Source organism: Psychrobacter sp. 2Y5, assembly GCF_051847375.1.
Classification (GTDB): domain Bacteria; phylum Pseudomonadota; class Gammaproteobacteria; order Pseudomonadales; family Moraxellaceae; genus Psychrobacter.
The window spans coordinates 53,618-68,331 of record NZ_JBPYDA010000010.1 but is presented as its reverse complement, the minus strand read 5'-3'; the positions used below and the strand labels follow the sequence as shown (position 1 = coordinate 68,331).

Below are 14,714 nucleotides of genomic sequence, written 5' to 3'. Positions count from 1 at the left end.
GTTTATCACTCTGCCAAATCTATAGTTTAAATTAGATTACTTTAGCTTCATTTTTTAGCTTATCAACCAACTCATCTACAGACTTCACAGTGATACCGGCTTTGCGTTCTGCTGGCGGCTCAACTTTAGTGATCTGCTGCTTAGAGGCCATGTCTACGCCAAAATCAGCTGGCGTTTTTTCGTCAAGTGGCTTCTTCTTCGCTTTCATAATGTTTGGTAGCTTAGCGTAGCGTGGCTCGTTTAGACGCAAGTCAGTAGTAATAATAGCAGGTAGATCTAAAGCAACCGTTTGCAGACCGCCATCAATCTCACGAGTGACGTTTACTTTGTCGCCTTCTACTTTGACTTCTGAAGCAAAAGTACCTTGACCCACGCCCATTAGCGCCGCTAACATCTGGCCCGTTTGGTTGTTGTCGTCATCAATTGCTTGCTTACCTAACAAGATGATATCTGTACTCTCGCTTTCAGCGATATTCTTTAGGATTTTGGCCACTTGTAATGGGTATGGCTTCTCGTCAGTTTGAACAAGTACACCACGATCAGCACCTAGTGCTAGAGCTGCACGGATCTGCTCTTGTGACTCTTTTGGTCCGATTGAAGCGACGATGATCTCATCGATGACGCCTGCTTCTTTTAGGCGTACCGCCTCTTCTACAGCGATTTCATCAAATGGGTTGATAGACATTTTAGTGTTTGATAAGTCTACACCTGAATTATCGGCTTTGACACGAACTTTTACGTTATAATCAATGACACGCTTGACCGCGACTAATGCTTTCATACGTTCCTCGTTTATGAATATTATGAATTAAAGCCATTCATTGATGGCTATTATGAATCTTACTTTTATTAATCTTACCTTTGACACAAAGTTCACTATAGTAAGTAAGCTGAACTGTGATGAATGTTTACACTTAGCTTATAAGACCCGACTATCTTGCGTGAGCAAGGCTTTTAGGTCAAGATGACGCCGTGAATAATGGGTCATAAATTTATAAGCATTTGGATAAATACTATAATTGAAATTATAATGGACTTACTAATTTTTCTAAAGCCTTGTTATTAGTACCCTTTATAGCATCAGTCACCAACGAATTGCTTAACTTTTTGTTATTATTTCGAAAATATCTCAACCCTACCTTTCTGCTCAATGCCGTTATCGTAGGCTGTTACCAAGATTTTATTATCCCGAATATCATCAAATAGTGACCAGTCAGGACTTGTATCACTGGTTTTTATGACGCTTATATCAGCTGTTGTTTCCATAATTACTGCAAAAACTTCCGTTTTAGATTTTATACCATTTTTACGAAGAATTTGCTTGATATCATTCTCGCTTAATTTTGCTTGTTTTAAATTATTATAAAGATACTCTCCATTCGCCATCAAAATAATAGGCTGATTATCTATAAGCGCTTTAAAGGATTTGAACTTTCGTCTAACAATAGAAAGTAGCGCTTGCAACGTGAACAGCATACCAATGGCGAACACGCCTTGAAGTAGCGAAGTCGATTTTGACAATACGGTAGAAGCCAAAATACTACCAATACCAATAGTCATAGCTAGATCATAGCTCGATAACTTTGAGAAACTCCGTAAGCCGACAATGCGAGTAAATAATATCAGAAAGAAATAAAACCCCATGACTGACAGCGCTATGCCGACAACTTGTTGCCAATCAATCGAAAACCAAGTTTGCCAGTCCATATTCTTATCCAAGTAGTTTTGACTTTATAGATGACACTCATTGTAAGATATCAATCGAGTTTTCCTTGTTACTTTCTTTTTATTATGTCTCTTAAGCTGTTGAACATTGGTAAGTAACGATGTTTCTTAAAGACGATGTTTCTTCAAAAAAGCGTTTAGCTATTTATCAACAATCGCTTATAGAACTCATCCAAAAATTTAGACAAAAAAAAGCAACCTTATCAGAGGTTGCTTTTGCTATACAGTCTAAACAATAGGGTTGTTGTTATCACAACATAGTAATCTGTGCGTGTAAATTTACAAGTAAGATTGACTGAGTCTCAGTCATTACTTACAGGAAATACACTTAAAGTGCTTCGATTTGCTCAGCTTGGGGACCTTTTTGGCCTTCACCTAAAACAAATGATACTTTTTGGCCTTCAGCTAGAGTTTTGAAACCACTACCTTGGATAGCGCTGTAATGAGCGAATACATCTTGTCCACCATTATCTTGTGCGATGAAACCAAAGCCTTTAGCTTCATTAAACCACTTTACGGTGCCTTCAACTTTATCAGACATAATTTTTCCTAACTCTTAAACGATTGGTGAGACATAGGTCATCACCGATTAATTGATAAATACTCATCTACCTTCGGAGGAAAACCTTTAACCAAACACCGTAATTTATCTTAGCGATTGCTTACAGTTATTGGCTTACAGCCTACGAGTATTCTTTGATTATAGCAGCTTTTATTAGTAGTAACAGGTTAAATTAGAAATTTTTGTAAACTTTTACTTGCCAATGAGTCAGTCTTATGTCCATAAATAATAAAGGAGATTTAATTTGCTATAGGTAGCCAAGGAGAAGCTAATACCAGTAAGCACAAAGCAAAGAATATCAGCGCAAAAGATTGGCTATAGGCTATATATTTAACCGGTACGACCAAATCTGAGGGTGAGTCTGGAATGCCTTTACGCTTAAGCAGTCGGGTGCCATATATCCAGCCAAAGACGGTATAGATGCCATAAGCGGCTGGCACAGCCACAGCAAGTGGCGCTAAATCTATGGCGTATAAGGCGATTGTTGAGACAAAAAACCAGGCGGTATCTGCAAATGAGCTGAACTTAAAGAGCGCTGATTTAGGGAGCTTACCGTCACTACGCTTGAGCATTGAGCACTCGATCCAAATCAGAACAGCGACTACGGCGCTAAGAGTAATATATGCGAACTGCGGCGTTAGCCAGTCTAGATTTGATAATTGCACAACACAACCTATAATTTGGGAATGAGATTTAATTTTGGCTTATTTTACGCTTAGTCTAGAGAGACGCGCTTAGGTCAACAGTTACGAGGTATACAGTAACCCTTTATATAATATATCGTGCTTTATAAAAAACAGGTTCAAAGACTAAGGTGAGTGTTTATATGAGGCAATCCCAATTAGTTTTCAAGCTCATTGCTAGATTAGACACCTCTTTTGCTCGCCTATAAACCTTCTATTTATAAAAAACCCATGCTATCAAGCTGATAACATGGGTTAATGTTTTTAATAAAACTAAAATCTCAAAAATCAGACTTTAAAACTACAGAGATAACTCATTGAATTGAGTTTTAGTTTTTATCTTTGTCGATAATTTTATTACCACCGATCCAAGGCATCATACCGCGCAGTTTAGCGCCAGTAATCTCGATTTGATGCTCAGCGTTGTTACGACGACGGGCAGTCATTGACGGATAGTTCGTCGCGCCCTCAGAGATAAACATTTTCGCATACTCGCCTGACTGGATGCGTTTTAGCGCATTACGCATCGCTTCGCGTGATTGCTCATTGATGACTTCGGTGCCCGTTACATACTCGCCGTACTCAGCGTTGTTACTGATAGAGTAGTTCATATCAGCGATACCGCCTTCATACATCAGATCAACGATAAGCTTGAGCTCATGTAAGCACTCAAAATAAGCCATCTCTGGCGCATAACCGGCTTCAGTAAGCGTCTCAAAGCCCATTTTTACTAGCTCTACTGCGCCACCGCAAAGGACTGCTTGCTCGCCGAATAGATCCGTTTCAGTTTCATCTTTGAATGTGGTCTCGATGATGCCTGAACGACCACCACCTACGCCTGCAGCGTAAGATAGGGCCAACTGCTTGGCTTGACCTGAAGCATCTTGATAGATAGCGATGAGATCAGGAATACCGCCGCCTTTAGTGAACTCGTTACGCACCGTATGACCAGGCGCTTTTGGCGCGACCATAATGACATCAAGATCACTGCGTGGCTCCACTTGATTATAGTGAATCGCAAAACCGTGAGCGAACGCTAACGTTGCGCCTTCTTTGATATTCGGCTCGATCTCATTATTATAGAGCTCTTTTTGGAACTCATCAGGCGTCAGAATCATTACTACATCAGCGGCCTTTACCGCTTCAGCTACTTCTGCAACTTTTAGCCCAGCGTTTTCAGCTTTTTTTCTGGAGCTAGAGTTGGCACGTAGACCAACTGTGACGTCTACGCCTGAATCTTGCAAGTTTAACGCGTGAGCATGGCCTTGTGAGCCGTAACCGATAATAGCGACTTTTTTACCTTGGATGATAGATAAATCACAGTCTTTATCATAAAAAACGTTCATACAGAGTCCTTTTCCTTAATCATGGAGAGCCATGGCTAGTAAATGCTTATAGCATCGCCAATCTTTTTAATAATTGTACGCTATAAGCTTATTGTGAATATTGAGTTATCACCTTTTAAATAGTAATAACTGACAGTGTTAGTTTAGACAGCAAAACTTAATAGTTTTTATACACTTAGCGTTTTTTCGCCGCGGGCAATGCCTATTACGCCAGAGCGGACGACTTCAAGCACGCGCTCACGACCAATAGTGTCGATGAAACCGTCAAGCTTGGCTTTATCACCAACGATTTGAATAGTGTATAAGCTAGCATTGACATCAACGATCTGCGCGCGAAAGATATCGGCGCTACGCTTAATCTCTTCACGGACATTGCCGGTCGCGCGTACTTTAATTAGCATCAGCTCACGCTCAACGTGAACCGTTTCTGATAGGTTAAGCACTTTAACGACTTCAATGAGCTTATGCAACTGCTTAGTAATTTGCTCTATTTTTTCTGGAGAAGTAATCGTCGTTAGCGTCAAACGCGAGATAGTGGAATCATCGGTTGGGGCGACGTTCAAGGTTTCGATATTATAGCCGCGCTGCGAAAATAAGCCGACCAATCGCGACAACGACCCTGCTTCGTTTTCCATTAATACCGAGATCAGATGTGGTTGTTGCATTAAGTACGCTCTCCTTTGGTTAGCCACATATCACGCATTGTCTGTCCGGCAACTTGCATCGGATAGACGTGTTCATTACGATCAACATAGACGTCGATAAATACTAGCTTATCAGTCATCGCCATAGCTTCTGCTATTTGTGCTTCCATGGTTTCAGGATCGGTAATCTTTATACCGACATGCCCGTAGCTCTCAGCGAGTTTTATAAAATCGGGTAAAGAATTCATATAAGACTGAGCATGACGACCTTCATATAGCATGTCCTGCCACTGCTTAACCATGCCAAGCTGCGCATTATTGATATTCAAGATTTTGACGGGCAGATTGTACTGTAAGCAAGTCGATAGCTCTTGGATATTCATCTGAATAGAGCCTTCGCCGGTGATACACACCACGTCGCGATCTGGACAAGCCAGCTTAGCTGCCATAGCATAAGGCAGACCCACACCCATTGTGCCAAGGCCACCTGAGTTTAGCCATTGACGCGGCTCTCTATAGGTATAATAAAGGGCAGCAAACATCTGATGCTGACCGACATCGCTTGTGATAATAGCGTTGCTATTGGTTACTTTATCTAAAGCTTGTACCACGCTTTGCGGCTTAATACCGTTTTCAGTGCTCGTGTCATAACGTAGGCCATGACGCTTACGCCACTCATTTATCTGTGACCACCAATCAGTTAATGCAGGCTGATCAAGCTCCTTATCATTCCCTACGCTCTCAAGCATATCAGTCAAGACGGATTTGACATCACCAACGATAGGAATATGAGCGAAGATAGTTTTTGAGATAGAAGCCGGATCGATATCGATATGAATAATCGTCGCATTCGGGCAGAATTTTTTGACATTGTTGGTAACACGATCGTCGAAACGTGCGCCTACTGCGAGGATAACGTCAGCGTGATGCATACTCATATTGGCTTCATAAGTACCATGCATACCGAGCATCCCTAGAAACTGCTCGTCAGTACCATCAAAAGCACCCAAGCCCATCAGTGTATTGGTTACGGGTAGATTCAGACGATGCGCAAGATCGCGAAGCTCCTCATAGGCGTTACTCCAAATTACGCCACCCCCTGAGTAGACTACTGGGCGCTTCGCAGCTAATAAAGTCTCAACCGCTCGTTTGATCTGACCGCCATGACCTTTTTGTGAAGGCTGATAAGAGCGCATTGATACCGATTCTGGGTACTCATAAACGTATTTTTCGCTTGGCGCTGTCATGTCTTTTGGCACATCGATAACGACAGGACCCGGACGACCTGAGCTTGCGATATGGAAGGCTTTTTTGACGATGGTTGGGATTTCGCTAGCATGACGCACTTGGAAGCTATGTTTGACGATTGGACGCGAGACGCCAACCATGTCAGTCTCTTGGAATGCGTCTTCACCGATTAGGCTACTAGGTACCTGCCCTGAGATCACTACCATCGGCACTGAGTCCATAAAGGCCGTAGCAATAGCCGTTACTGTATTGGTCGCGCCTGGGCCTGAAGTTGCAAGTACAACACCCGTATTACCCGTCACTCGCGAGTAGGCATCGGCCATATGGCCGGCCGCTTGCTCATGACGCACTAAGATGTGCTCAATAGCTTCCTGTTGGAACAGGGCATCATAGATATGTAGGACCGCGCCACCGGGATAACCGAAGATATACTTGACGCCTTCATCAGTTAGCGCTTGTATCAGCATCTCAGCACCAGAGAGCATGACAGGCTCATGCTCAGCAAGCTGCTGCTGCTTTTCTTCAAAATGTTTGGCGGCGTTAGCCGTTTGCGTGTGTCCGGTCATATTCGGACTTTGCGTAGTTTGCGTCACTATCATCACCTTTATTTACAGCGCAGATGCAGCTTTTATGAGTATAGATCAGGGCATAAGAACTTATATGCTTTAATCTACTACCCAAGATTGTGCTTATCTTTGTCCATAGAAGAGTATCTACTCACTATGCAAAAACAGCTTGGCTTTATAAAAAGCATAAAGCAGCTTGCTACTTGAACACAGCCATTTTAAGGTCAGTTTTGTGAGGAGGTATATCGATATATGATGACTAGATGCGAGTGCATCTATAAAAGAGGCTTTCTATTATTCAAGTACTAACCAAATACCAATAAAGCGTTACTACAATAAAGGCTAATAGGTCACTTAATCACCAAAGATAAAAGAGTTTAAACTCACTAATAATCATTATTACGATTGCGTCTTAGTGTCTTTGCGTAAGCTATCTAGCTTTAAATTTTGTAGCATCAAAATCAGTTTGTAACATTCATACGCCATTATTTATGGCAACAAACCGATGCGTCGGTAAAGGTGTAAAAATAATAAAGTTATCTTAGTCATTGTAGACCGATAAGTCCGGAGACAAATAGCATAAACAACAATAGGCCAATAGATGACCGCTATCCTTGCTTTGCTATTGTCACAAAGAAAACAAAACTATTAAGCCGCCGATAAGCATCCTAATAGACTTTATTTTCAAGTGCTACGGCAAAATTATAAATGCCGCTCACTGACCAACTGTTATTATAGTCACTGTTTTAGTTATTATTGTCAAGAGAAACTTATGAAGCCCGAGCCCAACTATAAGTTTTAAAATAGCCTTTGAAACAAAATCTTTGGTATTATGTTTTGAAGGTTTTTATTAAATTGAGCTAAGTTTTTTTAATTATGTATAATGTGGCTAGGCTTTGATACTCATATAGATATCGATAGATAAACACTCCCTGTTTTTTCATTGGCAAAAAGGATTCTGATAATGGCTTACGTCCCCTTGACAACTATCGCTTCTAAGCTTGTTTTTGGCTTGCTGACTTGCAGTATTTTATTATTATCTATGAATGCCAGTCATGCGATTCAGGTTTATAAGTCGATTGGAGCGCATGGGGAGATCAAATATAGCCAACATCCTCCGCAAAATGGCAAAAATATCGAGATGATTGAGTTTCGCAGTGATGGTCGCCAAACCGATGCTGGTCAAATGGCTAATAGAACAAGTGACAGTCCAGATACTATTCCTAAAGACGCTGAAGCACAGCGAGTTGAGCAGCTTGAGGCTCGTATTAAAGCTCAAGAAGCCAATGCCAATGCTCAGCGCTGCCAATCGCTACGTAATAACCTAACCAATCTCAATGTGGGTGGACGCATCTATGAGATGGACGCTAGTGGTAAGCGCGAATACTTAGATAGCCGTGAGATTGAGCTTAAGCGCGAGCGAGTACAACAAGCGATTAACCAGTATTGTGGCTAAATCGTTTTATACGCTCACAATTAGGCCACGCTGCCGCAGTCTAAACGGCTAAGCCCTCGATCACATGACGAACGGCGGCTGGCATATCTTGTGCTTGCATGCCGCGCTGCCCTATCAACAGTGATGAGCGACAATTATCATGCATACCTAGTTTCAATAAGGTATCTCCTGCTAAGCCATGAATGACCACTGCCTGTCTGAGACTTCGCGCTTCATCAGCTAAATCCAACTGTGCTATCAGTCCTGCACATACTCCTGATAGCACATCACCCATACCCGCCGTTGCCATTCCGGCATTGCCAGTAGCGCAAACATAAACTTTCGATTTAGCTTTACTATGTTTATCGTTTAGATTCTGCTCTAATATCAGCGTCCCTGCCCCTTTTAGTACCCAATCACCGCCATACTTGTCAGCGCCGTGCTTAATGGCGGTTAAGCGATCTTCTTCTATTTCGCTAATCTTTTTATCTAACAGTCTCGCCGCCTCACCACTATGCGGTGTTAAGTACACTTTATGCCGATTGCTGTGCGCCTTTAACTTTTTAATTAAGTTATGCTTCTCCCTCTGCAAAGTCGCCAAATGGTATAAGCCATCCGCATCGATGACCATAGCTTTATCTGCTTCAATGCTAGCGGTAACATAAACGACAAATAAGTCTTTGGCTTTATCATCACGGCCAAGTCCCATGCCTATAGCGATAACGCTAGCATCTTTAATCAAGGTTTTGACACCCTTAACATCGTGCAGATCGATAGTCATTGCATCAGGTAATGACGTCAGTAACGCCCCATGAAAAGCGTCATGGCAGGCTACTGTTATTTTGCCAGCTCCAGTTGCCATCGCACTAGAAGCGGATAAAATTGCCGCACCGCCCATGCCTTGCGAGCCGTCTATACGGTTGCCACCTATCACTAGAACGTGACCATAACTGCCTTTATAGCTGTTTTGCTGGCGCGGCGCTAAGGCGTAAGCGGTCTTCAATAAAGTAGCTACAGGCGTTATGGAGCTGATAGGTATGAGCGGGATATCCAAAACTTCACCAGTATAATCTTTACCATCTTTGGTATGTAAGCCTAGCTTGCGCGCGACAAGGCATAAAGTAATATCAGCGCGTATTGCCAAATGATCAAATACTTGCCCTGTTGAGGCCACAAGACCACTAGGAATATCTACCGCCACCACCAAAGCACGGTCACACTCAGTCAGTTGATTAAAAGTGGTAATCGCTTGCTGATAAATACCTGTTGGTGCGCGATCCAGACCGATACCGAAGATAGCATCGATATAGACATCAGCTCTGGATAAGTTACCTTCACCAAACTCCTGATCTTCAAACCCCTGGTCTTCAAAACATAGATAAGAGCAACCACTGGTTAATGCCAAGCGTTGGGCTTTAAGGGCATCACTGATCTGCTCTGTCTCCTTCTCGCTATTTTTAGCGTTATAATTATCGCCCTTGTCGATAGCTGTCATGCCAACAGTCATGACTTTGACTTGCCAGCCCGCTTGCTGCAAATATAAAGCAATCAGCCAACCATCACCGCCATTATTACCTCGTCCCACCCAAATAATGGCGCGTTTACCTCTATTGTACTGCTGAGTAGCGAGGTGAACATTATCATAACTCAGCCAGCGGTTTTTTTTACTTTGCATGCTATCTTCGATGTTTATAATACGCTGCGTCATCTGCCAAGCCGCCTGCTGCATCAGAGCAAAACTGCTATAGCCTTTGGCAAACCATTCTTGCTCCATAGCATAGACTTGCTGGCTGTTATACAAAGCGATGGGCATCGTTGCGGAACTCGAAAGCAACTCTTTAGTGGTAGACATAAATAATCCTTATATGGTTTAGAGTACAAAGAGATGCTAATAAGGGTAGCAAATGCCGGCGGCGGCTTCTGTATGGATATCATCAGTATTGTGCTATCTTTTTTGGGTTAGCTCGCTTGTCATGGCATAATAGCTTTCTAGAACTCGTTCACTCATCCCTCTATCTCAGCCAATTATCTTAGCCTATGAAATCATCTCCCACCCTGATACCTAGCACTGACCAACCTACCTTTACCTCACCTAAAGAGATAAAGCAGTGGATTAAAGCGCAAGCGCAGGATTTAGGGTTCGCAGATTGCGGATTTATATCCGTACAGCATCCTTTGTTTGCGCAGCAGCTTGAACAGTTGCAGCTTTGGCTCGCCAAAGGTTATGAAGGGCAGTTGCAGTTTATGCATGGCAACCATCATCTACGCGCTCATCCTGAACAGTTAGTAGAAGGCGCTAAGACTATTATTAGCGTGCGTATGAACTACTTGACTGATGCCCCTAAACCGCGCACCGTTGAAGATGAGGATCGCCCAAATCAGGGTATTATCGCGCGCTATGCTCGCGGGCGCGACTATCACAAGACTATGCGTAGTCGCCTCAAACAGTTGGCTCTGAGAATAGAAGCGATGCTGCCGGAATGGAGGCATTTAGCGATTGGAGCTGATATCGGTGCAGATAACGACTTCGTCTTTCGGCCTTTTAGTGATTCTGCGCCTATTTTTGAGAGACCCATCGCCGATGCAGCTGGACTGGGCTGGACCGGTAAGCATACGTTACTGCTCAATAAACAAGCCGGTTCTTTTTTTGTATTAGGCGAGCTGTTCATTAGTCTAGAGCTACCTGCTGATCAGCCGATTACAGCGCATTGCGGTAGCTGCCAGGCTTGTATTGATATCTGCCCTACTAGGGCTATCGTAGCTCCGCATGAGCTTAATGCAGCAGCTTGTATCTCTTATTTGACCATTGAGCATGACGGTGTTATCGATGTTAAATATCGCCGTGCTATTGGTAACCGCGTGTTTGGCTGCGATGATTGTCAGCTAATATGCCCGTGGAATCGTTACGCCAAGATTACGACCGTTGAGGACTTTGCTCCAAGGCACAAACTCGATAGCAGTAGTCTGCTTGAGCTGTGGCAGTGGAGCGAAGCCGATTTTTTACAATACACGCAAGGCAGTCCGCTTAGGCGTACAGGCTATGTGAACTTCCTACGTAATATCGCTATCGGCCTAGGCAATGCTAACGCTAGAAAAAATAATATCGAGCAATTAAAATCCAAGCTTGGTGTGCACAATGACATATTGGACGAGCATATACACTGGGCTATAGAAGAGCAAGTTATTAGATTAGCAAACTAGCCGATAGTAACCGTTCTACTTCAAAACAAACGCAAGAAAAAACGCCTCTTACTATGTAAAAGGCGTCTTTGTATTATCTATCGTTAGCTATTATATTAGCTAAATTCTAACTAAAAACATTATTATGGCTTAGGAATGCGTAGTACTTGACCGGGATATATTTTATCTGGATCAGATAACATAGGCTTATTGGCTTCAAATATTTTCATATAATCACTCGATGAGCCATAAACGTCTTGTGCGATTTTAGATAAGCTGTCCCCTGATTTAACCGTATACATCGTCGATTCTGGTGCATCTTCTTCGATATCGATATTGTCAATAACTTTGGCCACGTTTTGTACGTTACCGATAGCGATAATGGCTTTTTCGCGATCCGCTTGAGTCTTTGCATTACCACTGATCTCAGCGGTATCAGTAGAACCATTATATTTGACTTTCAGATTGCTGATTTGCAAGTTCTGCTGCTGAATACGGCGCAGTAAAATATTGGCCACCGATTGAGCCGATGGTTCGCTATCTTTTACTGGGGTATTGGCATCTGCTTTTGTTTCTTTTTTTGCATCGTGCTTGTCATCATCACGATTAAAAATTTTATCACCAATATCTTTTGCGAAACTGAACATTCCCATCTAATTACTCCTTAAATATTATTGTTTGTTGTGTACTTAATGAGTATAACAAAGACAATAGCTTTGGGTAGTAGCGGTATGTTGAGTAATGTTAAGCTTATGAAAACTTATGTCATTTAGAAGATAAGCTAAACATGCTACCAGTTTACGATAGCAAGCATAAAACAAAAAAAAACCGCTTATCTATTAAGATAAACGGCGTAACAATTAGCTAATGACAGGTTAAAAAAACCTAATTATAGCTGAGCTTGTACATAATCAATGGCTTTTTGCACTGTAGTCAACTCTGCTGAGTCTTCATCAGGGATAGTGATACCAAAATCACTTTCAAAAGACATGACTAGCTCAACTAAATCTAAAGAATCAGCGCCTAAGTCTTCCATGAAAGAAGCTTCATTTTTGATATCTTCAACATTCATACCTAACTGCTCTGCTACGGCAGATTTTATTCTTAGCTCAATATCATTATTGCTCATGTAGAGTACTCCTTGGTGTCTATCAATTTGAGAATTATAGCAATTATCTAAAGTGTTAAGGACTCGGTTGGACTATGATAGTGAGGGCTGGTACAGATAACCCAATATCGTTGTCAGTCTTAGCCCGAGTAACCAATTGCTATAATACAGGGGTTTGGCCTAAAAGTGTCCGTTATTATAACAGCATTTATTAGAGTTTACACTCGTTCACACAATTTTTTATAGTGCTAATGTAATCTTTTAGTATTTAGCTTTTTTTGTGCTGTTTATTACATGTACATGCCGCCATTGACTGGAATGACCGCTCCTGTGATATAGCTGGCCTCATCACCTGCTAAAAACAGTACGGCAGCGGCGATATCTTCTGGTTGACCTAAGCGGCCAATAGGTACAGCATCTAACATAGAGTTGAGTAGCCGCTCGTCAAGCTCATCGGTCATATCTGTTTCGATCAGACCAGGCGCCACACAATTGATAGTGACTTGTCGTGAGCCAATCTCGCGCGCTAAAGTACGACTAAAACCTTCCAGACCTGCTTTAGTCGCTGCATAGTTGGATTGTCCAGCATTACCCATCTTGGCGACCACTGAGCTAATATTAATAATACGGCCACGGCGCGCTTTCATCATACCGCGAATCGCACGTTTACTCATACGGTATACGGAGGTGAGGTTAGTATCAATAACACTTTCCCAATCCTCATCTTTCATGCGCATCAGTAAGCCATCTTTGGTAATACCTGCGTTATTGACCAATACTTGTACGGCGCCATAAACACTCTCGATCTCTTCAAACAGCTTATCAATCTGCTCAGGATCGCGGACATCTAACACACGGCCTATACCGCCAGAGTCATGCAAATAATCATCAATAAGGGCGGCCCCTTTCTCAGTCGTTGCGGTACCAATGACAAAGTGACCTTCTTTTGCAAAGCGTTTGGCAACAGCTTTGCCTATGCCTCGGCTAGCACCAGAAACTAAAGTAATCGTGCGACTCATGATAATGCCTCCACTAATTTATCAAGGCGGGCAGGCTTATCCGTTGGATAGCTCGTAATAGGCTGCGCTTGACGCTTGGCCAAATTACTCAGTACGTTACCGCTGCCACATTCAATTAGAATATTGATTTGTTTATCCGCGAGCTCTTGCATAGTCTTTGACCATAACACTGCTTCACTGAGCTGCTCAGTCAAAGCTTGCTTAATGCCGGGTGAACTGGTTTCAACCCGTGCATGACGGTTTTGAATAACCGGAATCGTCGCTTGATCAAAATTAATAGCTGCCAAAGCTTCAGCTAGCGCTTGGCTAGCCGGTTCCATTAAAGCGCAATGCGAAGGCACGCTTACTTTAAGAGGAATAGCTTTTTTGCCCGTATTTTGTACTTTGTCGATGACAGCAGCAACGCCAAGAGCATTGCCTGAGATTACCACTTGCCCCGGACTATTGAAGTTTGCAGCGTTGACGATAGCGTCGTCCACATGCTCAGTCGCTTGCTCACATAAGGTTTTAACGCGGCTATCTTCGAGACCCAATACCGCCGCCATAGCGGTATCGATACCGGCGACTGCTTCTTGCATTAACTGACCACGTGTATGTACTAGCTGTATTGCATCAGCGAAACTAAGCACTCCAGAAGCACACAATGCGCTGTACTCTCCAAGAGAATGTCCCGCTAAGTAGCAAGGAGCAATATTCGCTTCAGTCAGCTTTTCTTGTAAGATACGCCAAATGGCGATACTCGCAGCTAATAGAGCTGGCTGAGTATATTGCGTCTGGTTTAGCTTTTCTTCGTCCTGACAAATCGCCCACAAGTCCTCTCCCAGCGCGGTGCTGGCCTCAGCGAAAGTATCACGAATCTGCGGATAAATCTCGCTGAGCTCTGCGGTCATACCGACTGCTTGCGCACCTTGCCCAGGAAAGACAATTGCAATACGGGGTTTTGTTGTTATCGTATCAGGCGTTAATGCCATAGCCAATATTCCTTAGTGATTAAAAGCGCTTTTAACAATAAGCAAATATAATAAACATTCTAGTTATCATAACTGATTTTAGCCGCTCATCGTCTGTATTAATAACTTGTTTATTCATGATTCAAAATAACCATGAGCAAACTATACACTGCTCAGCTTCATTATCATAGTTAACAACTGTACTCAGAGCATTATAACTATAATGAATTGCATCGATTAAAGACAAG

14 protein-coding genes are annotated in these 14,714 nt (G+C 42.6%); 2 read left to right on the top strand and 12 right to left on the bottom strand.

What is annotated here, in order from left to right; translation table 11 throughout:
- Nucleotides 1-31 precede the first annotated feature (31 nt).
- The 7 genes from ACS8E3_RS10895 to ACS8E3_RS10865 form a co-directional block, all read right to left on the bottom strand.
- The gene (locus ACS8E3_RS10895) at nucleotides 32-781 is read right to left on the bottom strand and encodes an electron transfer flavoprotein subunit beta/FixA family protein (RefSeq protein ID WP_439244122.1); all 750 of its coding nucleotides are present in this window, start codon (nucleotides 779-781) and stop codon (nucleotides 32-34) included.
- A gap of 332 nt (nucleotides 782-1,113) precedes the next feature.
- Nucleotides 1,114-1,707 (bottom strand): DUF421 domain-containing protein, encoded by a 594-nt coding sequence (locus ACS8E3_RS10890; protein ID WP_439244120.1) that lies wholly within the window; start codon nucleotides 1,705-1,707, stop codon nucleotides 1,114-1,116.
- Nucleotides 1,708-2,053: 346 nt separating this feature from the next.
- Complete coding sequence (locus ACS8E3_RS10885; protein ID WP_439244118.1) at nucleotides 2,054-2,266, bottom strand: cold-shock protein; 213 nt, start codon at nucleotides 2,264-2,266, stop codon at nucleotides 2,054-2,056.
- 260 nt (nucleotides 2,267-2,526) lie between these two features.
- The gene (locus ACS8E3_RS10880; RefSeq protein WP_439244116.1) at nucleotides 2,527-2,952 is read right to left on the bottom strand and encodes a hypothetical protein; all 426 of its coding nucleotides are present in this window, start codon (nucleotides 2,950-2,952) and stop codon (nucleotides 2,527-2,529) included.
- A gap of 347 nt (nucleotides 2,953-3,299) precedes the next feature.
- Nucleotides 3,300-4,316, bottom strand: coding sequence for a ketol-acid reductoisomerase (gene ilvC, locus ACS8E3_RS10875; RefSeq protein WP_439244114.1), 1,017 nt, complete (start codon nucleotides 4,314-4,316; stop codon nucleotides 3,300-3,302).
- A 167-nt stretch (nucleotides 4,317-4,483) separates the two neighbouring features.
- Complete coding sequence (gene ilvN, locus ACS8E3_RS10870) at nucleotides 4,484-4,981, bottom strand: acetolactate synthase small subunit (RefSeq protein ID WP_439244112.1); 498 nt, start codon at nucleotides 4,979-4,981, stop codon at nucleotides 4,484-4,486.
- Nucleotides 4,981-6,693 carry an acetolactate synthase 3 large subunit gene (locus tag ACS8E3_RS10865; protein ID WP_439244173.1) on the bottom strand — a complete coding sequence of 571 codons (1,713 nt, stop codon included), beginning with the start codon at nucleotides 6,691-6,693 and terminating at the stop codon, nucleotides 4,981-4,983. Before ACS8E3_RS10865 ends, ilvN begins: the two co-directional genes overlap by 1 nt.
- A gap of 1,045 nt (nucleotides 6,694-7,738) precedes the next feature.
- Here ACS8E3_RS10865 and ACS8E3_RS10860 point away from each other — a divergent pair.
- Complete coding sequence (locus ACS8E3_RS10860) at nucleotides 7,739-8,230, top strand: DUF4124 domain-containing protein (protein WP_439244110.1); 492 nt, start codon at nucleotides 7,739-7,741, stop codon at nucleotides 8,228-8,230.
- A gap of 40 nt (nucleotides 8,231-8,270) precedes the next feature.
- On the opposite strand, the gene ACS8E3_RS10855 is transcribed toward ACS8E3_RS10860, so the two are convergent.
- Complete coding sequence (locus ACS8E3_RS10855) at nucleotides 8,271-10,061, bottom strand: NAD(P)H-hydrate dehydratase (RefSeq protein ID WP_439244108.1); 1,791 nt, start codon at nucleotides 10,059-10,061, stop codon at nucleotides 8,271-8,273.
- A gap of 185 nt (nucleotides 10,062-10,246) precedes the next feature.
- On the opposite strand from ACS8E3_RS10855, the gene queG reads away from it, so the two are divergent.
- Entirely contained in the window at nucleotides 10,247-11,410 is a 1,164-nt protein-coding gene (gene queG / locus ACS8E3_RS10850; RefSeq protein WP_439244107.1) for a tRNA epoxyqueuosine(34) reductase QueG, read from the top strand.
- A gap of 122 nt (nucleotides 11,411-11,532) precedes the next feature.
- Here the strand turns inward: queG and lysM are convergent, their stop codons facing one another.
- The 4 genes from lysM to fabD all read right to left on the bottom strand — a co-directional run bounded on the left by lysM (nucleotide 11,533) and on the right by fabD (nucleotide 14,487).
- On the bottom strand, nucleotides 11,533-12,042 hold the full coding sequence (lysM, locus tag ACS8E3_RS10845) for a peptidoglycan-binding protein LysM (RefSeq protein WP_439244106.1): 510 nt from the start codon (nucleotides 12,040-12,042) through the stop codon (nucleotides 11,533-11,535).
- A gap of 236 nt (nucleotides 12,043-12,278) precedes the next feature.
- Nucleotides 12,279-12,518, bottom strand: a complete 240-nt coding sequence (acpP, locus tag ACS8E3_RS10840) for an acyl carrier protein (protein WP_025644348.1) — start codon at nucleotides 12,516-12,518, stop codon at nucleotides 12,279-12,281.
- A gap of 269 nt (nucleotides 12,519-12,787) precedes the next feature.
- Entirely contained in the window at nucleotides 12,788-13,522 is a 735-nt protein-coding gene (gene fabG, locus ACS8E3_RS10835; RefSeq protein WP_439244171.1) for a 3-oxoacyl-ACP reductase FabG, read from the bottom strand.
- On the bottom strand, nucleotides 13,513-14,487 hold the full coding sequence (gene fabD, locus ACS8E3_RS10830; protein WP_439244104.1) for an ACP S-malonyltransferase: 975 nt from the start codon (nucleotides 14,485-14,487) through the stop codon (nucleotides 13,513-13,515). The genes fabG and fabD overlap by 10 nt, the downstream gene beginning before the upstream one ends.
- Between the last annotated feature and the right edge of the window lie 227 nt (nucleotides 14,488-14,714).